General features: G+C 62.5%; 13 protein-coding genes. 1 reads left to right on the forward strand and 12 read right to left on the reverse strand.

Translation table 11 applies throughout. From position 1 onward, the window contains the following. Positions 1–33 precede the first annotated feature (33 nt). Positions 34–2,376: a tetratricopeptide repeat protein gene (locus H6650_07740; protein ID MCB8951888.1), complete on the reverse strand. Its 2,343-nt coding sequence runs from the start codon at positions 2,374–2,376 to the stop codon at positions 34–36. A 2,384-nt stretch (positions 2,377–4,760) separates the two neighbouring features. Between H6650_07740 and H6650_07745 the strand changes: the two genes are divergently transcribed. Further along, positions 4,761–6,383: a hypothetical protein gene (locus H6650_07745; protein ID MCB8951889.1), complete on the forward strand. Its 1,623-nt coding sequence runs from the start codon at positions 4,761–4,763 to the stop codon at positions 6,381–6,383. Positions 6,384–6,426: 43 nt separating this feature from the next. On the opposite strand, the gene H6650_07750 is transcribed toward H6650_07745, so the two are convergent. The 11 genes from H6650_07750 to H6650_07800 all read right to left on the reverse strand — a co-directional run bounded on the left by H6650_07750 (position 6,427) and on the right by H6650_07800 (position 21,106). Next, a complete protein-coding gene (locus H6650_07750) occupies positions 6,427–6,921 on the reverse strand; it encodes a flavin reductase family protein (protein ID MCB8951890.1) in 495 nt (164 codons plus the stop codon). A 168-nt stretch (positions 6,922–7,089) separates the two neighbouring features. Further along, positions 7,090–7,767, reverse strand: a complete 678-nt coding sequence (locus H6650_07755) for a DUF2071 domain-containing protein (protein ID MCB8951891.1) — start codon at positions 7,765–7,767, stop codon at positions 7,090–7,092. A gap of 126 nt (positions 7,768–7,893) precedes the next feature. After that, positions 7,894–11,241: a PQQ-dependent sugar dehydrogenase gene (locus H6650_07760; GenBank protein MCB8951892.1), complete on the reverse strand. Its 3,348-nt coding sequence runs from the start codon at positions 11,239–11,241 to the stop codon at positions 7,894–7,896. A gap of 349 nt (positions 11,242–11,590) precedes the next feature. After that, positions 11,591–12,418 carry an NAD(+) diphosphatase gene (nudC, locus tag H6650_07765; GenBank protein ID MCB8951893.1) on the reverse strand — a complete coding sequence of 276 codons (828 nt, stop codon included), beginning with the start codon at positions 12,416–12,418 and terminating at the stop codon, positions 11,591–11,593. 12 nt (positions 12,419–12,430) lie between these two features. Continuing rightward, positions 12,431–13,348, reverse strand: a complete 918-nt coding sequence (locus H6650_07770; protein ID MCB8951894.1) for a hypothetical protein — start codon at positions 13,346–13,348, stop codon at positions 12,431–12,433. 71 nt (positions 13,349–13,419) lie between these two features. Further along, positions 13,420–15,297: a VWA domain-containing protein gene (locus H6650_07775; protein MCB8951895.1), complete on the reverse strand. Its 1,878-nt coding sequence runs from the start codon at positions 15,295–15,297 to the stop codon at positions 13,420–13,422. After that, on the reverse strand, positions 15,297–15,890 hold the full coding sequence (locus H6650_07780; GenBank protein MCB8951896.1) for a hypothetical protein: 594 nt from the start codon (positions 15,888–15,890) through the stop codon (positions 15,297–15,299). Before H6650_07780 ends, H6650_07775 begins: the two co-directional genes overlap by 1 nt. Beyond that, on the reverse strand, positions 15,887–17,275 hold the full coding sequence (locus H6650_07785) for an ATP-binding protein (protein MCB8951897.1): 1,389 nt from the start codon (positions 17,273–17,275) through the stop codon (positions 15,887–15,889). Before H6650_07785 ends, H6650_07780 begins: the two co-directional genes overlap by 4 nt. A gap of 57 nt (positions 17,276–17,332) precedes the next feature. Beyond that, positions 17,333–18,238, reverse strand: coding sequence for a DUF58 domain-containing protein (locus tag H6650_07790; GenBank protein ID MCB8951898.1), 906 nt, complete (start codon positions 18,236–18,238; stop codon positions 17,333–17,335). 80 nt (positions 18,239–18,318) lie between these two features. Then, on the reverse strand, positions 18,319–19,311 hold the full coding sequence (locus tag H6650_07795) for a MoxR family ATPase (protein ID MCB8951899.1): 993 nt from the start codon (positions 19,309–19,311) through the stop codon (positions 18,319–18,321). A gap of 163 nt (positions 19,312–19,474) precedes the next feature. Beyond that, a complete protein-coding gene (locus tag H6650_07800; GenBank protein ID MCB8951900.1) occupies positions 19,475–21,106 on the reverse strand; it encodes a hypothetical protein in 1,632 nt (543 codons plus the stop codon). Between the last annotated feature and the right edge of the window lie 7 nt (positions 21,107–21,113).

The raw sequence follows: 21,113 nt of genomic DNA on the forward strand, positions 1-21,113 counted from the left end.
CCAAAACCCGGTTTTTTCCCAAAACCGGGTTTTTCATAGCTTCTGCCGCACGCGCTCCAGGACAGGGCGGACGTGATTGGCATAGGGCGATCCCAGGCGCTCGAAGATGGCGAGGGATTGTTGCAGCAGGGGCAGGGCCTCGGTCAGCCGCGCCTGTTTTTCCAGCAGCAGCGCCAGGTTGAACAGGTCAATGCTCATGCCGGCAACGTCCCCAATCTGCTCGCCCATGACAATCGCCTCCCGATAGAGGCGTTCCGCTTCCGCTTCGTTCCCTTCGTCATCTTCCAGGTTGGCTAACTGTCCCAGGGTGATGGCAATGCCGGCACGATTCCCCAATTCCCGCTCAATCGCCAGGCTCTCCTCATACCGCCGCCGCGCCAGGTCCATCTCCCCCGTGGCCTGTGCCGCGACAGCCAGGTTATGCACAAACGCCGCCAGTTCCCCCTTATTCCCCTCCGCTTCCGCCGCCGCCACCGCCTGCTCCAGCCGCTTTCGCAGTTCCTCCCAGTAGCCGCGCACACCCAGGTAGCCATTCGCTGGGTCACCCACCGCCCACACAAACCGGCGCACCTGCGCCCAGGCTCCCGCCGCATACGCGCGGTCCAGCGCCAGCAGCACGTCCGCCCGCGCCCGCTCCAGCGCGTCGTAGGCTGCCGGGTCGGCGGCGTCGTTGGCAATGGCATACGCCAGATGCACGGCGCGGTGCGCTCCCTCCGCCGCTTCTTCTTCCCCCGCCGCCGCCAGCCGCGCCCCCGCGTAATCCCGCAGCAGCGGGTGCAGCGCGTACCACGCCGTCCCCGCCCCTTCCGCCGCCTCCGGTCCCAACGGGGCCGCCGCCGGTTGCAGCAGCGCCGCCCGCCGCAGCCGCCGCAGCGTCTCCCGCGTCGCTTCCACCTGCGCCGCCGCCGCCGCCCATCCCTCGTCCAGTTCTCCCCACCGCGCCAGTTCTTGCACCCGCCGCGCCTGCTCCTCGGCGGGCAGGTCCCCCCAGGCCAGCACCGCCGCCAGCCGCTCCCCACTCATCGCCGCCGCCGCAAACACCCCCAACCAGCGGAACGCCCGCGCCGCCGCCGCGTCCCGCTCCACCAGCCGCCCGTAGCTGAGGTCAAAGGTGAGGGCCACGCTCTCCTCCTTCGACGTCGCCTCCGCAAACGCCAGCGTCCCCAACCGCCGCTGCTCGTCCCGCAGGCGCGGCAGCAGCCAGCCCGCCCCCTCCATCTCCGCCAGTGCCCCCGCCAGCCGCAGCGCCAGCGGCCAGTAGCCGCACCGTTGCGCCACCTCCGCCGCCTGGTCCGCCGTCAATCCCTCAGGTGCCAGTTCCAACAGCAGTTGTTCCGCCGCCGCCGCTTCCAGCACATCCAGCCGCGTCGTGGTCGCCCCCAACCGCCGCGCCACCAACTCCTCCCGCGTCGTCAGCAGCAGCGCCGCTCCCTGGGGGCGCGCCGCTTGCAGCATCCTGGCGCCGTCCACCCACTCCGGGCGCGCGTCGTCCAACACCAGCAGCAGCGGTCCCATCTCTCCTTGCCTTGCCGCCAGCAGCCCGCGCACCTGCCCCGCGCGCGCGCCCGCGTCCGCCGCCAGTCCCCCCTCGTCCTGCCCACAATGCCGCGCCCATGCCGCCAGCGACGGCAGCGGGTCTCCCCCCACCGCCGGCAGGTCCGCCCAAAACACCCCGCCGGAGAAGTGTCCCGCCAATTGCGATGCCAACATTTGCGCCAGCGCCGTCTTGCCAATCCCGCCGCTCCCTTGCAGCGCCGTAATCGCCTGCGGCCGCTCCGCCCGCGTCAGCGCCCCCGCCAGCCGCGCCAACGCCCCCTCCCGCCCCACGAAATGCTCCGGCGGCGGTGGCGCGGTGGGCAACGTCGTCGCCCCAGGCGGCTGCATCTCCGCCAGCAGCGTCAGCACCTGGGTCAGCATCGCCTGCATCGCCTCCATGCGCTCCTGTTCCAGGTGGTTCAGCGTGGTAAAGGCGCGGTGCATATCGTCGCGCGTGGCGAAGTCGCGCAAAAGCTGCCCCCGCAGCGCCGCCAGGTCCTGGCGCAACTCCGCGCGGCTGAGGAGTTCATCCAGGCCGCGCTTCTCCAATTCCGCCGCGAACAGCCGCGTAATAGCCGCCGCGTCCAGCGATTCATCGCTGGCGACCCGGTCGAAAAGCCCTGCCAGCAGGTCGCCGCCAACTTTTTCCACGAGGCGGGCCACGAATGCTGGCAGCCAGGGCACGGCGGCCAGGTCACCGCCAAAGACCTGGTACAAAACGGCGAGGATAATGCCATAGACGGCGACCTGCCCGGCGGCCTGTCCCGCCTGGCGCGCCGCCGCCAGCAGCCGGTTGATGGTGCGGGTTTCTCTGTCCTGGGCGTGTGCGGCTGGCTCCACAATGGCCTCCTGAGCGTTGTCTATGAATAAGATAGGTATCTACGTTATGCTGTCCAACTGGCGTCTATTGTAGGGCAATTCGCCGAATTGCCCAGGACAAGACAGCGTCTTGTCCTACAGTGAGCGCGGGAACGTAGGGCAATTCGCCGAATTGCCCAGGACAAGACAGCGTCTTGTCCTACAGTGGCGCGCGGGGCGTAGGGCAATTCGCCGAATTGCCCAGGACAAGACAGCGTCTTGTCCTACAGTGGGCGTGCGGGGCGGGACGTAGGGCAATTCGCTGAATTGCCCCGGACAAGACAGCGTCTTGTCCTACAGTGAGCGTGCGCAGGGACGTAGGGCAATTCGCCAATTGCCCTGGACAAGACAGCGTCTTGTCCTACAGTGGCGCAGGGACGTAGGGCAATTCGCCGGTGCCCCGGACAAGACGGCGTCTTGTCCTACAGTGGGCGCGGGGACGTAGGGCAATTCGCCGATTGCCCCGGACAAGACAGCGTCTTGTCCTACAGTGGGCGCAGGGGCGTAGGGCAATTCGCCGATTGCCCCGGACAAGACAGCGTCTTGTCCTACAGTGAGCGCAGGGACGTAGGGCAATTCGCCGATTGCCCTGGACAAGACAGCGTCTTGTCCTACAAGGGACGTAGGGCAATTGTGCCCTGGACAAGACGGCGTCTTGTCCCTACAGTGAGCGCAGGGACGTAGGGCAATTCGCCCGATTGCCCAGGACAAGACAGCGTCTTGTCCTACAGTGAGCGCGGGGACGTAGGGCAATTCGCTGAATTGCCCTGGACAAGACAGCGTCTTGTCCTACAGTGGGGCGCGGGGACGTAGGGCAATTCGCCGAATTGCCCCGGACAAGACAGCGTCTTGTCCACCACAGTGGGCGCGCAGGGACGTAGGGCAATTCGCCGATTGCCCCGGACAAGACAGCGTCTTGTCCTACCACAGTGGGCGCGAGGGCGTAGGGCAATTCGCCGAATTGCCCTGGACAAGACAGCGTCTTGTCCTACAGTGGGCGTGCGTGGCGGGACGTAGGGCAATTCGCTGATTGCCCCGGACAAGACAGCGTCTTGTCCTACAGTGAGCGCGGGAACGTAGGGCAATTCGCCGAATTGCCCAGGACAAGACAGCGTCTTGTCCTCCCACAGTGGGCGCGCAGGGACGTAGGGCAATTCGCCGAATTGCCCTGGACAAGACAGCGTCTTGTCCTACAGTGGGCGCAGGGACGTAGGGCAATTCGCCGAATTGCCCCGGACAAGACAGCGTCTTGTCCTACAGTGAGCGCAGGGGACGTAGGGCAATTCGCCGAATTGCCCTGGACAAGACAGCGTCTTGTCCTACAGTGGGCGCGGGGGACGTAGGGCAATTCGCCGATTGCCCCGGACAAGACAGCGTCTTGTCCTACAGTGAAAGCGCAGGGACGTAGGGCAATTCGCCGATTGCCCCGGACAAGACAGCGTCTTGTCCTACAGTGGGGCGCGGGGACGTAGGGCAATTCGCCGATTGCCCCGGACAAGACAGCGTCTTGTCCTACAGTGGGCGCGGGGACGTAGGGCAATTCGCCGATTGCCCAGGACAAGACAGCGTCTTGTCCTACAGTGAGCGCGCAGGGGCGTAGGGCAATTCGCCGATTGCCCTGGACAAGACGGCGTCTTGTCCTACAGTGGGCGCGGGGACGTAGGGCAATTCGCCGAATTGCCCAGGACAAGACGGCGTCTTGTCCTACAGTGGGCGCCTGGGGGACGTAGGGCAATTCGCGCCGAATTGCCCCCTGGACAAGACAGCGTCTTGTCCTACAGTGGGCGCGGGGACGTAGGGCAATTTCGCCGATTGCCCCGGACAAGACAGCGTCTTGTCCTACAGTGGGCGTGCGTGGCGGGACGTAGGGCAATTCGCCGATTGCCCCGGACAAGACAGCGTCTTGTCCTACAGTGGGGGCGGGGACGTAGGGCAATTCGCCGAATTGCCCCGGACAAGACAGCGTCTTGTCCTACAGTGGGGGCGGGGACGTAGGGCAATTCGCCGAATTGCCCCGGACAAGACAGCGTCTTGTCCTACAGTGGGGCGGGGACGTAGGGCAATTCGCCGATTGCAATTGCCCCCGGACAAGACAGCGTCTTGTCCTACAGTGGGCGGCGTGGCGGGACGTAGGGCAATTCGCCGAATTGCCCCGGACAAGACAGCGTCTTGTCCTACAGTGGGCGCGGGGACGTAGGGCAATTCGCCGAATTGCCCTGGACAAGATGGCGTCTTGTCCTACAAGTGCGTGACTGGTCGCGGGTGTGTTATACTGTGCGGCGTGCGGCGGCGCACGGGCAGCGCAGGAAGTAGGTTGAATGGCAGGGAGGCGTGGGCGCGGCGAATGCCGGCATAAGGAAAAGAAGATGACCACCTCACACAATTATCTGTTTGTCAGTGACTTGCATTTGAGTGAAGGACGCGACCCGCGCACGGGGCTGCTTTCGCCCAACGAGGATTTCTTTCACGATGACGGGTTTGCGCGTTTCCTGGTGTATCACGTGCAGTTGAGCCGACAGCCGCAAGCCGCGGCGCATTATCGCAAGCCGTGGAAGCTGGTGGTGAACGGGGACATTTTCGACTTCTTGCAGGTGACGAAACTGCCGGCGGAAGGGGACGAACTGGAAGCGGTGCGGGGCGTGCGACGTCATGCTGACCTGAGCCAGAATGAGCAGGAGTACGGCCTGGGCACGCGCAGCGCGGAGATTGTGTGGAAGCTGGAGCAGATCGCCGCCGGCCATCCTGTCTTTTTCCAGGCGTTGGGCTGGTTCCTGGCGCAGCCCGGTCAGGAAGTCATCCTTTTGAAGGGGAACCACGACGTGGAGACGTACTGGCCTGCCGTGCAGGCGCGGATGCGGGCGCTGGTGGCGGCGGCGTATGCGGCGTGGCGCGCTGCCGGCATGCGCGGGGAGGAGGTGGATTCGCCGCTGCCCTGGGATGAGGCGCTGCCCGCTTCTATCGCGGATGTTGTGCCGGCATCTATTCAGTTCCCCCCCTGGTTTTATTACGAGCCGGGCCTGTTCTTCGTGGAACACGGCAACCAGTACGACCCGCCAAACGCCTTCAACGACGTGCTGGCTCCCGTGTTGCCGGATCGCCCGGAGATGATCGAATTGCCGGCAGGTTCCTTCTTCGTGCGCTACTTTTTCAACAAGGTCGAACAGGTCCACCCCTTCGCCGACAACATCAAACCGATTACCCGCTACATTCGCTGGGCGCTGGATCAGGAGCCGGTAGACACGCTGCAAATGGTCATTCGCCAGCGGCGCATTATCGTGCGCAGCTTGACCAACCTGATTAAGAAGAAGGCGGACCCGATTAAAGGCGCACCGGGGATGTTGAAGAATGCCGGCACGCCCAAAGAGGGCGCGCCGCAAATTCCCCTGCACCCGGATCGTTGGGAGCAGATCATCACCATCCGTGACGAGATGCACGAGGCCGCCGGGGCCATGGGGAATCGCACCAGCCTGATGACGGCGGGTTCGTTAGGGTTAAACGTGACGTTGAGCGCCAGCGCGCTCACGGCTTTGCGCGCTTTCGTGCGTGGCGAGTGGCGCAAGCTGGCCTGGTTGCTGTTGGGGGCGGGTGGATCGTTTGTGGGGAAGACGCTGTTGACGCAGCAGTTGAATCGGTTTGATACGTTGGTGTCGTTGACGAATGTGGCGGAACGGATTTGCGTGGCTTTTAATCAGCCGGATAATGCCGGCATTCAGGCCGCCGTCCCCTACTACATTTTCGGCCACAACCACAGCGCCCGCGTACGGGAGTTGACCCAGGCCGCCGGCACCAACGCCCCATTCCGCCAGTGGTACGTGAACACGGGCGCGTGGCTGCCCTCTTTTAATGAGAGCGACCGCCTCACGCGCAGCGACATCCAGTTGACGTTTTTCCGCCTGGTGCCGGACAGGCCGGGCCGCGATGAGCAGGTGCCTGAACTCCTGGAATGGCTGCCCAATGCGGATCGCCCCCGCCCGGTACGTCTCTTGTAAGCTCCCGCAAGGGGGACGCACTGTCAGACGTGCGTCCCTCTTTTTATTTCGGTAGGGCGGCGCAGCTTTGCCATTGGCGATTGTGGTAAAGCAGCGGCATACTGTTGTCGGCGGTGGCGTGGGCGGCCATGACTTCACCGACGAAGATGGCGTGATCGCCACCGTCGTAGATTTGCCACACTTTGCAGTCGAGCCAGGCGAGGCAGCCGGGGAGGATGGGGCAGCCGGTGACGGCGGTTTGTACGTCGATGCCGGCAAATCGATCCTTCACCTCGGGCTGCATGCCGGCAAACCGCATTCCCCAATCAAGCTGATCCACGCTCAAAAGATTAATCGAGAACGCGCCAAACTCGCTGATCGCCTTGTGCGTAAACAGATGCTTGCCGAAGCAAACCAACACCAGCGGCGGATCCAGGCTGAGGCTGGAAAAAGAACTGGCTGTAACGCCAATCCGATGCTCTTGGTACATGGTCGTCACCACGGTGACGCCAGAAGCGAACTGCGCGAGTGCTTTGCGGAAATCGTCAGAACTGACCACGATAATGTTCCCCTACTTTGTTTGAGACCGGCTGGCACGCCAAAGCGCGACGCAGCGAGCGTTTACGGATAACGAGGTCAAGTATAACCGTATGAATTATGAATGACGAACTTTATCCGCAATTACTCGGCCAACAACTTCGGGGAAGATGAGGTCGCCCCTCGTCCTTCATTTTTGCAGCGCGTATACGTTTACGTCCACGCCGGGGGAGTAGAGGGCGCTGTCCGGGGGGCGTCGCAGGTTGGGGAAGCCGGCCAGTGCCAGCAGCGAGCCGTCCCACCGGGTCACGTTGGCCGGTTGCACGGGATACGGGACGTGGTGGACCTGCCCGGTGTGCAGCCCGGATGGGGGATTGGCAAAGAGGATGTAGCGCTCCACGAGGAAGAAGGTGAGGGTGTCTGGCTCGGCGAGGTGGGGGCGGTCGCTGCCCTGGTAGTGGAAGACGGATGGGGGGGTGTCCAGGCCGCGTCGTTGGGTGGTGTAGCGGATGTTGCCGGCATTGTCGCGTTGGGCGTTCATGCGGGCGTGGAAGTAGGGGAGTTTGAAAAAGGCGCGGGCGATGAGGACGGCCAGGGGTTGGCTGGCGTCGAGGGAGTAGAACCAGACGCCGGGCGTGCCGTTGGCGTCGTGGACGTAGGTGCGCACGTTGGTTTCGAGGAAGTTGGAGATGGGGGGAAATGCCGGCACAAACCGTGGCCGAATCTCGCGCATAAAAAAGGGAACCAGCCCCAAAAACGCGCTCCCCTCAAACGTATCCACAAACAGCCCTGGCGGCAGCGTCCGCTGGATCATCTCTGGCTCCACACGCCAATGTAAGAACAGCAGATCGCGCCACTGCTGGTACATGGCCGGCGCGCGCCCGCGTGGCTTTTCGCGCCAATACAGACGGTCAGAGAGATTGGGCATCGTCATGGGCATAGCCAGGTGCGACGCACGGCCAATGTGCGTCGCACCTGAGTAATAGCGTAACCGCTACGGAATCGTAATCGTCTTAGAGAGGACGCTGCTGTTCGGGTCGAACACGTAGCCTGTCTTGACGATGTTGGTGACGGTGATTGTGTACGCACCCGTGGTCAGGCTGCCTGTCTGGAACCAGACCGTGCCGTTCGCCGCGGTGGTGCCGATTTGATTCGTGGTCGTGCCATTGGGTTTGGTCCAGGTCACGTGTACTTCCGCGCCGGGTACGGCGGCATTGTTGCCATCCCGCACCAACACCAGACCACGCGCGATCACGTAAGAACCAACCTGCTGTCCCCAGAGACCAATGCCGGCAGAACGCATTGTTTGCCCACCCGTTACCGTCAGCACTAGCGGGTAAACGAGTTCCGGCGTATCCGGGTCGTTGCTGGTGATAATCAGGTTGCCCGTATACGTACCGGCTGCCAGCCCGGTGGCGTCGAAGGTGACAACCACCTCGTCGGAGCCGCCGCCGCTCGTCGTGCCACTCGTAGGCGCGGCGCTGGCCCAATCAATGCCACTGTCCGGCGAGTTGTCCGTCACATGGTAGACCGTGCCGGTAGAGATGTTCGCCGCGTACATTTCGCCGCTGCTATCTTCACCAAAGGAGACGATGCCAAAACCACCCGCGGCCGGGTATGCGTAGGAATTCCAACCCCCATTGCCATCCGCGACCAGGCTCCAGAAGTTGCCGCTGCAATAGTCGGCAAACAAGTAGTGCCCGAACATGGCCGGATAGGCTGTGCCGCGATACCGATAGCCGCCCGTGACGGAGCAGCCCTGGCCGTGACTGTACTCAAAGATGGGGGCGTCGTAGCTGCTGTACGGCTGGCAACCCGACGTGTTGTAGGCGTGCGTGCCTTCATAACAGCGCCAGCCGTAATTCTCGCCGCCGCCACTGCTGGCCGCCTGGTAGTCAATTTCCTCCCAGTTATTCTGGCCCACATCGGCAATGAACAGGTCCCCGGTCAGCCGATCAAAGCTGAATCGCCAGGGATTGCGGACGCCCAGCGCCCAGATTTCATCCAACGTGCCCGGGTCGCCCACGAACGGGTTGTCGGCGGGGATAGCGTAGGGCGAGCCATTGTCTACGTCGATCCGCAGCATCTTGCCCAACCATTCCAGCGGATTCTGCGCCCGATTGCCCGGATCACCACCGCTGCCGCCGTCGCCCATGCCAATGTACAGGTAGCCATCACTGCCGAAGCGCAGGTTTCCGCCATTGTGGTTGCTGTACGGCTGCGCTACGGTGAACAGAATCTGCTCACTGTTGGGGTCGGCAATGTTGGCGTCTTCGGTGACGCTGAAGCGGGATACTGTCGTATTGCCGCTGTTGTTCGTGTAGTTGACGTAGAAATAGCCGTTGTTGGCATAATTGGGGTGGAACGCCAGCCCGAGCAGGCCCTGCTCGCTGCCATTCGACCCGACGCGGGGGTCAATGTTCATGAAGGGCGTTGGCAGCAGGCTACCGTTGCCGTCCACGATGCGGATGCGTCCCGCCTTTTCCACGATGAAGAGCCGATCATCACCCGCGTTGGTCACATTCAACGGCTCCGCCAACCCGGAAACGTAGGGAACCAGACTCAGATTCAACGGATTGGCATTTGCCCCTTCCTCGCTGATGACCCAGTTCAGGTCGGCCTGCCCGTTGTTGCTGATCGTCAAGGAGCCTGTGGTGGTGCCGCCGGAAGCAAGGGTGGCTTCCAGAGAGGGGGGATCCACGGCAATGTCGGCTGCCGCCGGTTGCTGCGGGATGGGCACAAACATGGGGCCGCCCCAGCAGGGGTACGTTTCGGGATTCGGTTCGCCGGATATCGTCCAACAGTAGTACCCGTCGCCGTCCGTATTGGATGGGTCAGTGACGAATTGGGGCACGTACCAGATCACGATGTTCTGGTTGTTGATGGCTTCGTTGTTTAGATAAATGTGCGGCCCTTGCTGATAATTGTCGTTGCAGCACGTGCCGATGATGCCCAGGTCCGTGTCTCCTTCGGAAGCGTGATGCTGTGTTGCATAAATGAAGGCATCATCACCACGCCCGAGGTCGCCGAAGTTGTTGTCCTGGCCTGGTTCCATGTAGTAGCCGGCGCCCGATTGATCCATGACGCGCCAGGCGTAGCCTTCAGGCGTGTAGGGCGCGCCCTGCGACCACCAGTTTTCCACGGACTGATCTTGCCAGGCCGCACCGTCCCAGGTAGCGAACGTGTCGGCGTCGTCGCCGGCGACGGCAATGTCAATGCGCATGAGGGGACGGTAGATGGCGTTGTCGCCGCAGCCTTTGCCAAAAGCGCCGGCGACGGTGCGGAAGCGGCCATCGTTGTAGAACTGGAAGCGTTGTTCGTAGCGATAGTTGCAGTAGTTGCCCCAGTTGGACATGCGGAAGTCTTGAATGACTTCAAAGCCGACCACATTGGCCTGGCCGTTGTCGTAGATGTCGACGACCTGGGTTTCGCCATAGGGGTTGATGTGGAAGCCGCCGCCGCCGCCGCCACAGCCGGTGTAATCGGTGTAGCCGGAAACGCCGTAGTCGGCGTGCCATTCGATGGCTTTGCCGCTGGTCATCACGAGGACGCCATTGTAGGTGACGTTGTACACGCGCAGCGCGTCCGTACCGGTCACTTCGTAACTCAACTGCCAGCCATCCCGATTCACGACGCCGGGGGAGGGGCAACCCCCTTCTGGTTCGAAGGGGATAGTGTTGTTGGGCGGATTGGGTTCCATGCGGGTGTAGTTGAGGCCTGCCAGTTTTTCGTCGGTGAGGTCCACGATGGCCCAGAGAATGCGGTCGCCCAGCTCAAATGTGGGACCGACGCAGAGGTGGCCGTTATCGCAGTCCGTGCCCACCAGCCCGGACTCAACCGGGGCCATGTCCGCCTGGGTGGGTTTGAAGCCGAGGGCGTCGATGACGGGCTGGCTGTTGATGGCTATCTCCAATGCTCTGTCGGCGAGTCGTTTGTTGATGCCGGGATGGACGCCTGGTTGGTAGAAGACATCCAGTACTTGCTGGCCGGTGATGTCTACGATGGCTGTTACGGCGGCGTTTTCGTTGAAGATGTACATTTCAACTTGCCGGCAATCCGCTTGGGCACAGGCGTTGCTGGAAACAGGAAAATGCTCCCCGACGGCGCGGACGCCAAATACCTCGGCGCGCTTGCCCGCCGTGTAGTCGAGGACGCGGGGATCAGATAGCGCCAACTCCTGCGCCAACTGCTGTTCCGCTGATAGTTCGCTGGTTAATGGCGCAGCCGATGATTTGCCGCGGACCACCCCCGTGGGTTGCAAAAAGTGATTGGCAAGCAGCGCCAGTGGGATAACCAGCGCCAGGCCGATCAGGAACAACTTGAGCGAAAAACGACTTTTCATTACTTCACCTCTCCTGAAAATGGGAAAACACCTGGTTGTTATTGATACCAGTTAGTGGCTGTCCGCTAAGTTAGCGGAAATGTGCGGACAGCGGCTATCCATGATAGCTGGACTGTAACCGTCCATAAAAAGTGTGAAGTTGTTTTCGGACGGTTACTTAGTCTGACCGTGGTGACGATTATGAGGTATGTGTCAGGCGTGTTGCAAACACAATGAGAACAATACCATGAGGCAATGGCAATCCGTGGAATGTGATCAGCAATGGACGGCAGTTAATGGTCGTTGGGCTACGGAACTGCCCAGGGGAAGGTTATCATCTAAAGTGAAAAGATGCCAGGGAATGAGCGGATCAGTGCGAAGCGTGCGCGCTGACAAAGGCGTCGATCAAGGCGCGGGCGATGCTGACAGGAGGTGGCACGAGCGGGAGGTTCTCGGCGCGGTACCAGCCCGCGGCGGCGATTTCAGTTTCCTCTAGCACGATTTCTCCGCCGGCGTATTCGGCGGTGAAGGCCAGCATGAGGGAGTCGGGAAACGGCCACGGCTGGCTGCCAAAGTAGCGAATGTTCCGCACTTCCAGGCCGACTTCTTCCTTGATCTCCCGCTCGACCGCTTCTTCCAGCGTCTCGCCTGGCTCTACGAAGCCCGCCAGGACGCTGTGGAAGCCGGGTGGATGGCGGTGGGCGCGGGCCAGCAGCAGGGTGTCGCCTTTGGTGACGGCGACGATGATGGCGGGCGAGATGCGCGGGTAGGTGGTAAGGTCGCAGTTGGGGCAGAGCTTGGCGCGCTCGTCTGGTTTCAGTTGCGTCGCCTGGCCGCAGCGGCCACAAAATTGCGTGTTGCGGTCCCAGGCGACGATTTGCACGGCGCGCACGGCGACGCGCAGCAGGTCGGGGTCGATGCGGTCGAAAAGGCGGCGCAGTCCAAGAAAACGCCATCCTTCGGGGAGGGAAATGCCGGCACGTACATCCCCTGACAAACAATCAACCTCCCCCAGCCGCCCCAGGTATTGCGTGTGGTGCGGGGACAGCCCTAACAACGCCAATTCAGCGGTGGTGGGGACCATATAACGGGAACCGTCGTCCCGCACCAGCAAATGGCCGTTATCAAACACAAACCACCAGGCGGGCGTGGTGATCCGCGCGGGCGCGGTGGCAATCGAGTGAAAGAGCTGTGTCATCGTTTGATTTGATTATGGATAGGGACCGGGCGAGGGGGCGGGATAGCCGCCGGGGGTGAAGGTGGGCGGGGGCGTGCCCAGCGTGGCTGTGGCGAAGACGTTAGGGGTCGTGGTTACGGGCGTCGGCGTGGACGTGATCGTGGGCGTGGGCGTTATGGAGGGCGTGAGGGAGGGGCCGGGCGTGGGCGTGGGGGTGTCCGTGGCCAGGGGGTTGGGCGTGAGCGTGGGGGTAGCGGTGAGCGATGGCGGCGGCGTGTTGGTCGGCGTCGGCGTGAGCAGGGGGGGTGTTGCTGATGGGGTGGGTGTTGAGAGGAGGGGGAGGATGGGGGTCGTTAGCGTGGGCGTGGTTGTGAGGGTGGCGGTGGGCAGCACGTCTGGCGGTCCGAGGAAGTCACCGCCGCCCGGCTGCGGCGCAACGTCGGCGATCTGGTCGGCGTCGGTGAGGGGGTTGGGTGAGACGATCCATTGCGCTTGCAGGTACCAGGCGTTGCCGGCATCCGGCTCTTTCCCACACCCCAATGGACCGGAATACAACCGCCAGATGCCGTCCACCGTCAACTGCGCGTTGCGCGGAATCAGCGGCAAAATTCCCTCCAGACCGGCGGCGTCCAGCCGGAGTTCGTCGGCAATCAAGGCCCAGGTCGTGCGCGGACCGTGATTGGGGGCGCAGGTGGGCAGGGGCAGGCGGGTGAACGTGCCACGCACGCGAATGAGTTGGTCTTGATACAATTGGGGCGCTTCGTTTAGTTCGGCGAAGCTGACTTCCAGGGGGGTGGCGGAGATGATCTGCTGGACGGCGGCTTTGGTGGGGAATGTGCCGGCAAATTCACCCTGGTTCTGGCGGGAACGGGCACAGGCCGGCAGCAGCAAGAGCAGCAGGAGCAGCGGCGACCAGGCGCGCGCAAAGGGGAAATGAACTCGGATCGACATGCGAGGGTATTGTACCGTCGTTTGGTGCATGGCCGCAATTCCCGATGACCTGCTCAGATGATCCTCATGTGTCAGCGGCGGTTGGGGAGGTGAATTTGCGGCCAGCGTGGACCGCGATGATGGACCCACCATTCGGCAATGAGGATGAGAAGGGCGACGACGGCCAGCCAGGGCCATAACTCGCGCTGCCCGATGTCGCTGTCGCCGGCGGTGGTGGCTGTTTTTTGCCCCAGGTCGATGGTGGCGGCGGGCATGATGTGGGATTCCTGGGGAGAGAAGAGGTTGATGGGGAAAATGCCGGCATTCCGGTCCCCCGCATTATCCCGCGCCATCACCTGATACAGTCCGGGTTGCGCCGTCTCCGTAAACAGCAGATCAGATTCATCCACCGTTGCCGACCAGTCGCTCCCGTCCGGTTTGCGCACCTGGACCAGCGTGGCGCTCGTCCCTGGCGTCAGGCGCACCGCGTCGCCGGGTCGCAGCGCATCCGCGGCGGCAAACGCCTGTCCCGGCGTGAGCCAATCCGTCAAATTAGCCATCAGGATGGGGAAGGCCACCTGCAAGGGCAAATCAGAATCACGCAGATCGAACGTCAACAGCGCCACGCGACGCGCCCCGCGCTCGCCTATGAGGATGAGCGGTCCGCCTTCCCCTTCGACCAGCGTTTGCAGACCGGGGGCGCTGACCTGGCGCGCTTCACGAATGTGGACATTGGTCCAGTCTACGAATTGCAGCAGGGGGTTGTCGGCGACGCGGATGGCGGTTGTGTTGGAGAAGGGGTTGGTGACGGTAAAGAGGTCGGGAATGCCGGCAGGCGGATTGAGCAACAGCAAGTCGGCGTCCGGCAGGGGCGTGGGCGGCGTCACCCCGTCGTAGACCATCAGGTCGAATGGTTCTTCGACGTTGGCCGCCAGGTCTGTGTCCGGGCCGGTCTTGAAGGCGTTAATGCCTGGCAGCACGGCGTAAATCTGTTCCAGGAACAAATTGCCGGCAGTGACGAGAAGCGTGCGGCTGCCCGCGCCCCCCTGGTGTACAGCCCAGGCGACGTCGTCCGGCGGGAAAGCGTCCGCCGCATTATCGCTGAGCTGCGCGGCGATGGTGGTGGTTCCATTGGGTAGCTGCCAGGTGAGGTTGGCGGCGGTGTCCGGGTCAATGGTGACGCGGCGGGAGTCGTAGAGGGCGTCGTCCAGGCGCAGGCTGATGAGGGCGGATTGTGGCGCGGCGCCGTAGTTGGTGACGCTGGCGAACAGTTCCACGCCCGTGGCGCCTGCACGGGTTGCCAGGGCGCTGATGCCCAGGTTTTCGCCTTGCCGGCCGATGGCAACGTAGATGGTATTCGCGGGGAACGGGGGCAAATCCCGTGGCAGCCCGCCATCGGAAACGACGGCAATGCGCGCATCCCGAAATCCTTGCGCCGCGCCGATGGCCAGCGCCGCCGCTGCCGCCCAATCCGCTTCTCCCTGTTCTGGCCGCGCCGCCGCCAACGCGGTCCGCAGCACGGCGCGGTCGCTTGTGGCGGGCGTGAGCACTTGCGGTGTGCGCCCTACGAGGATGATGGTCATCTGGTCGGTGCCGCTCAACCCGCCGATCAGTCGCGCCACTTCTTCTTGCGCTGCCGCAAAGCGGTTGGGGGCCACGTCCGTGGCCTGCATGGAGGCGGAGCCGTCCAGTAAAACCACGATGCTGCCGCTGATTAATGCCGGCACAGGCACAAAAGGACGCGCCAGAGCCACCACCAACGCCGCCAGAATCAGCAATTGCAAAATCAGCAGCAAATTGCGCCGCAGCTTCTGCCAGGGCGCATTCGCCTCCCGGTCGCGCAGCAGCTTTTGCCAGAGCAACGTGCTGCTCACCGTGATCTCCCGCCGCCGCAGCCGCAGCATGTACATCAGTACAATCGGCCCGGCCAGCAAACCCAGTAAGAGAAAAAGCGGGGTGAGAAAGGACATCAGGGCAAATGAGCGGGCTGATTGAGCCAGTTTTCAATACGGTTGCGCAGATTGCCTACATCTTCGCTACACAATTGGCGCACGCGCGGGTACCTTCTTGCCGCTGCCTGCCCCATGGTCTTGTAAACCAAAAGCGCATCATCAGGCAGACCATTCCGCTGTGCCAGAGGGAAGAAGTACCGTTCTTTCACGGCTACTTCCTCTCGAATAGCGCGCCACGACCACTCAGGGGGCAGATCGTGCCCGGCAAGCGCCCACACTTCAATTTCTTGCCAGGCATTTTCGCCAAAAAGAGCGGCATCCGTGCGCAACGTATCCTGCGCCGCGGCTTCGATTTTGTCCAACGCCGCCCGTCTTCCGGGTTTTCCGTCCCGATCCACGCACAACAGAAACAGGTCTACCATAGGGTATTGATCGACGATTTCCATGATTTGGGTCGCGCCCAACGCCTGCTCAACACCGCCCAGTTGGGGTTCAAAACACACCGCGACCCTGGCGCGTGCTTTCCCCAATGCCCTGAACATGGCCTGTACCAACGGCTTCAGGATGTGTTGGTCATAGGTGAAGTCTTCGAGAATGATAAGGACGTTCACGATACCGCCTCTGGTTTTTCGTCTTCCGCAAAGCTCATCACATTTTCAAACCAGCCGGAAGCGTGCAGGCGGCCCAATCCCTGCGCCTGCGCCAGGCGCGCGGCATCCGGCATATCCAGAAGGCGCGTCAGCGTGGCGTCTGCCCGGCCCTCCGGGCGATAGAGCAGATAGGCATGTTCCAACGTCTCGCCCCGGACGCTGTTGAGCAGCGAGGACGAATGCGTGGTGATGATCACCTGGGTCTTGCCGCTGCCCGCTTGCTGCTCAATCAATTGCAGCAGCAGATACTGCCGCGCCGGATGAATGCCATTCTCCAGTTCTTCAAAGAAATAAAGTGAAGCGGGCTGCGGCCCTAGCATTGCCGTTAAAATGCCCAGAAAACGGAGCGTCCCGTCAGACGCGCTAAAGACAGAAGTTTTGCGCCCATCTGCTTCTACCAGTTGCAGTCGTACATTTCCTAGATCGTCGGTGAAGAAGTCAAAACTCTCCACATCCATTGGGGTCAATTCGTGTAGCCAGGTAAGGACACGTTGTTTGCGACCAGGGTCTTGATAGATTTCATAAAGCACAGCAGAAAGGTTGCTTCCATTTTCGCTAAGTGCGAACTGTCCTGGACGGGACGTTTGTCGCATAGTTTCAATGTCTAGGTCAAAAAATCGCAAATTGCGAAATACTTCGAGGATGGCTGAGGTTTGGTTATGTAATAGCGACCATCTGTTTTCTACTGCTGTAACTATCAGTGAGGCTGTTTCATTGGATATGGGCCCTTGCAATAATTCCATTACGGGTGGGCGTTTAGTCTCAAGCTCTGGCGACAAGACGCGCGCGACAAACTCGTTCTCAAGAAACGAGGATTGAGGGCGAGAATCAACAATTGGCAAAACAGGTCGATCTGTTTCATGTATGAATTTCACAAACGCTGGCACAACCACATTCATGTTTGCTTCAGTATCTGTGAGAGTGCTGAACACCGTTTCCCCGTTTCTGGTAAGTGATTCATGGGCCAGACTTAGTTTATCTATTGATTGAATCACAAACCTGATCGTGTAGATGAAGCTGTCTTTGTTTGCCTTATCTTCAAAACGCGCGTCAATTTCTAAGCTCTCTTTCTTCCTAAAAGGCAGTTCGCGCATGCCGCCGCGGATGCCGGACCAGACGCGCTCGCCGGACTCGGTGGATTTGCCGCCGACGATTTCCGCCAGGCTGTAGCCGCGGCCAATGGCGTGGAGGAAGCGGAATGCTTCGCGCAAGTTGCTTTTACCGGTGGCGTTGGCCCCGATGATGACGGTTGTTGGCCCCAGTTCCAGCGTGACGGATTGGAAGTTTTTGAAGTTGGTGAGCTTGAGGGATTTAAGCCTCAATTTTAAGGGTGTGCCGTTGTCCATATTGCCACCTGTGAAGCGCGCCGCGCCTGGAAAGTGCGCCGCGCCCGATCGTTTCCCTCATTTTACCACAGCCTGCGCGCGCAGCGTTTGCAGTACGAGTTTGTCCCAGGGGGTGTCGGTGGTGATGGGGATATAGTGGACGCGGCGGCGGGCGCAGTGGTCGGCGATCTCGGCGCGCCACGCTTCCAGGCGGCGGCGGTAGATGTCTACCATGCCCACGTCGAGCGTGAGTTCGGCGTCCGCGCCCGTTTCCACATCGATGAGCTTCACGTCGCCGGCGGCGGCAGGGGAGACTTCGTCTGGGCTGAGGATGTGCAGGAGGCCGACCTCGTAGCCGCGCGCCAGCAGCGCGTTCAATCCCGCTTCGTAGCCGTTGGGGGAGAGCAGATCGCTGAGGAGGAACAGCAGCCCGGGGCGGCGGGCGCGCGTGGCGTAGCGGCGCAGGGAGAGGTTCAGGTCGGTGACGCCGCTGCTTGGGGCGACTTCCAGGAATTGCAGCAGGCGGATGGATTGGGATGCGCCACGATAGGGTCCCCAGGTCTGATTGCCGGCGCTTCGCAGCAGGGTGACGGTGAGCAGGTCGCCGGTGGTGAGGGCGATGTGGCCCAGCGCCGCCGCCAGCCGCAGGGCGTAGCGCTGTTTGTCCGTGGCGGCGTCCGGCGGCCAGGCCATGCTGCCGCTGGCGTCCACAAGCAGGTGAACGGAGAGGTCTTCTTCCTCTTCCAGCAGCTTCACAAACGGGCGCTCCAGGCGAGCGTAGACGTTCCAGTCGAGGCGGCGCAGGTCGTCGCCGGGTGTGTAGTCGCGGTAGTCGGCGAATTCAATGGAGGAGCCACGCTTGCGGCTGCGGCGGTCCCCTTTCATCGCGCCGACGCGGATGCGGTTGGCGACCAGGGTTAGTTGCTCTAGTTTGCGGAGGTTGGCTTCGTCAAAAAGCATCAGCAGGGGCAGATGTAGGTCCATGCGCCTTGTGGTGGCGGCCAATTGAGGCGTGCCGGCATTTCCTTCTTCACAGCGGATTGCGCACCCATCTCAAAACCTCGTCAGGAACGCGGCAGATTGGCGAGAACGTCAGCGATGATCGCGTCGGGACGAATGCCTTCCGCCTGGCCTTCAAAATTCAACAACAGGCGATGGCGCAGGGCGGCGGGGGCCATGCCGGCAATATCTTCATAACTCACATTGTACCGACCCGCCAGCAGCGCCGTGATTTTTGCGCCCAACACCAGCGCCTGCCCCCCCCGCGGGCTGGCCCCATACCGCACAAACTGATTTACCAGCGGCGCGGGACTTTGGCCGGGATGGGTGGCAATGATCAGGCGGCTGACGAACTGGCTGACGTGGCTGGGGATGGGAACCTGGCGCGCCAGGGCCTGCATGGCCACGATCTGGGCGGCGTCGGCGGCCTGCGCCGGTTGTGGCGATGCTTTTCCGGTCGTGCGCGCCAAAATCTCGGTCAGATCGTCGGCGGAGGGGAAAGGGACGTTGACTTTGAAGAGGAAGCGGTCTAGCTGCGCTTCGGGCAGCGGGTAGGTTCCTTCCATTTCCAACGGGTTTTGTGTGGCGAGGACGAAGAAGGGGGAGGGCAGGGGGTAGGTATGGTCGGCCACGGTGACGGTTTGTTCTTGCATCGCTTCCAGCAGGGCGGATTGTGTCTTGGGCGTGGCGCGGTTGATTTCGTCGGCCAGCACCAGGTTGGCGAAGATGGGGCCTTGCTGAAAACGGAAATCGCGGCGTCCGCCGGCGGTTTCTTCCATGATCTCCGTGCCGGTGATGTCTGCCGGCATTAAATCAGGCGTGAACTGGACGCGGCTGAATGCGAGGTCTAAGACCTGCCCCAGCGTGCGAATGAGCATCGTCTTGCCCAGGCCGGGCACGCCCTCCAGCAGCGCATGTCCGCCGGCGAGGATGGCGACCAGCACATGGCGCACCACGTCCCGCTGCCCCACGATGACTTTGCCCAGTTCTGTTTCTATGTTGGCCGCGGTTTCGCGGAAGGTCGCCGCGCTCAATTCGCTTTGCTCAGTTGTGGTCATGATTGTGCCGGCATCCTTTGTGATGATCGAGGAATTTTATGTATCGTCGCGCGTGGTAACTGCCAGGCCAGATTGGACCAATTGTCTCTTGAAAATGGCCAATAAGCGCGTGAAATTGGTCCCAGAGAGCGTTCGTCGTTACCGCGCGTAAATAATTGTCCGCCTACGGTTCCAGCGAGGCAAAATAGTCGCGCACGAATTCCTTCATGCCCAATGGAATATAGTCGCTGTCCAACGCTTCGTAGGCGGCATCGCGGTAATCGCCATAAACCTGGCTGTACGGCACCAGGCTCTGTTCATCGCCGAATTCGGTGGCGTTTTCATGGAGCAGCGCACCACAGGCGGCGGGGTTGGTCCGGCATTCCGCCGGCAATTCCACCTGCACCCCATTCTCATCGCTCAACGCCGCCAACGGCGGCACATACACATTCTCCACATGGCCGCCGCCCGGCCCCGGTCCACCCGGTCCGCCCGCATCTTCCGTGCCTGTGTCCGCTTCATTGCCCAGACCTTGAATGGGCGACCCATCCTGCCCCGCCCCCTCGTTGCCCGGCCCAGTCTGGCCTGTATCGCCAGTTTGCTGGCCTTGCGCGCCGTTTGCCTGCGGCTGGCCGCTCTGGCCGCTCTGCCCATCCGCCTGCGCCACCGCCTCCCGCCCCGCCGCCAGCGACGCCGCCGCCTGGGCGGCCTGCTGCGCCGCCGCTGTTTCCTGCGCCCGTTGTTGCAGCGTGCCCGCCGCCTGCCGCAGCGCCTGCTGCGCCGCCGCCACGTCTCCATTTTCCAACGACGCGGCGGCCTCGGCCAACTGCTGCGCCAGTTCTGAATCAATCGTTTGCAGCGCCTGCGCCGCCTCGCGCAAATCCTGCGCCAAAGCCGCCTGCTCTGCTGCGCTCATTTGCGGCAGTTGGTCCGCCAATTGGTTGGCGGCGGTGCTGGCCCCGCTCAAATCGCCATTTTGCAGCGCCTGTCCCAGCGATTGGGCGGCGGGATTGTCCGCCAGCGGCGCGCCCGCTTCTTGCAGTCGCTGCCGCAATGCGGAAACGTCGTGGCTGGCGGCCAGGTCGCGCAGGTCGGCTTCCGCTTGCGAGAGGACGGCGACCGCTTCTTCCTGGCCCAAATTCCCTTCCTGCAAGGCCTGCAACGCGCTTTCCACGGGTTGGGTCAGCTCCTCTTGCTGCTCCGGGCTAAGGGCGGGGTTTTGTTGGATTTCGTTGATGAGGGCTTGCAGGGCTTCTTCCTGGGCCTGGATGCTTTCTGCCACGGCGCGTTGCGCCCGTAGCAGGTCGTGTTGCGGATTGGGCAGGTAGAAGCTGAGCGCCAGCAGGATCAGCGCCAGGGTGATCATCAGCCAATCCTGGCGATGTAGCCGCAGGGGGAGCAGGGCGCGGGTGTCCAGTTGGGCGCTGGCGCGCAAGGTGTCCTGGAGCTGCTGTTGGGCGAGGGTGGGGGGGACGACCAGCGCGTTCAGTTGGATTTCCACGGCGGTGCTGGTTCGCTCTTGCAGGCGAAACTGGCGGTCGGCGAAGTGCGCCTGGGCCAGCAGGTCGCGGCGGCGGGTGAGGACGCCAACGAGGCCGGCTGCCACGCCCAATAGCGCCAGCGCCAATGTGGCCCAGAGGAGTTCGCGGCCATCCAGCAAGGGGCGCAGCCGCGCTGCCGCCGCCAGCAGCACGGCGGCGAGCAGGCCAATCAGCAGGCCGCGTGGCCCCCAGATGAGGCTGTCGCGCCCGCGTCGCCGTCGGTCCCAGGTGCGCAGCCGTTGTGTTAATTCCGCGAATGGTGTGGCGGTGTTCATCGTTTTC

Source organism: Ardenticatenales bacterium (genome assembly GCA_020634515.1).
Taxonomy (GTDB): domain Bacteria; phylum Chloroflexota; class Anaerolineae; order Promineifilales; family Promineifilaceae; genus JAGVTM01.

Coding starts and splice junctions, on each gene's coding strand:
- H6650_07745 (MCB8951889.1), top strand. CDS start 4,761: ATGACCACCTCACACAATTATCTGTTTGTCAGTGACTTGCATTTGAGT.
- H6650_07755 (MCB8951891.1), bottom strand. CDS start 7,767: ATGTACCAGCAGTGGCGCGATCTGCTGTTCTTACATTGGCGTGTGGAG.
- H6650_07760 (MCB8951892.1), bottom strand. CDS start 11,241: ATGAAAAGTCGTTTTTCGCTCAAGTTGTTCCTGATCGGCCTGGCGCTG.
- nudC (MCB8951893.1), bottom strand. CDS start 12,418: ATGACACAGCTCTTTCACTCGATTGCCACCGCGCCCGCGCGGATCACC.
- H6650_07770 (MCB8951894.1), bottom strand. CDS start 13,348: ATGTCGATCCGAGTTCATTTCCCCTTTGCGCGCGCCTGGTCGCCGCTG.
- H6650_07775 (MCB8951895.1), bottom strand. CDS start 15,297: ATGTCCTTTCTCACCCCGCTTTTTCTCTTACTGGGTTTGCTGGCCGGG.
- H6650_07785 (MCB8951897.1), bottom strand. CDS start 17,275: ATGGACAACGGCACACCCTTAAAATTGAGGCTTAAATCCCTCAAGCTC.
- H6650_07790 (MCB8951898.1), bottom strand. CDS start 18,238: ATGGACCTACATCTGCCCCTGCTGATGCTTTTTGACGAAGCCAACCTC.
- H6650_07795 (MCB8951899.1), bottom strand. CDS start 19,311: ATGACCACAACTGAGCAAAGCGAATTGAGCGCGGCGACCTTCCGCGAA.
- H6650_07800 (MCB8951900.1), bottom strand. CDS start 21,106: ATGAACACCGCCACACCATTCGCGGAATTAACACAACGGCTGCGCACC.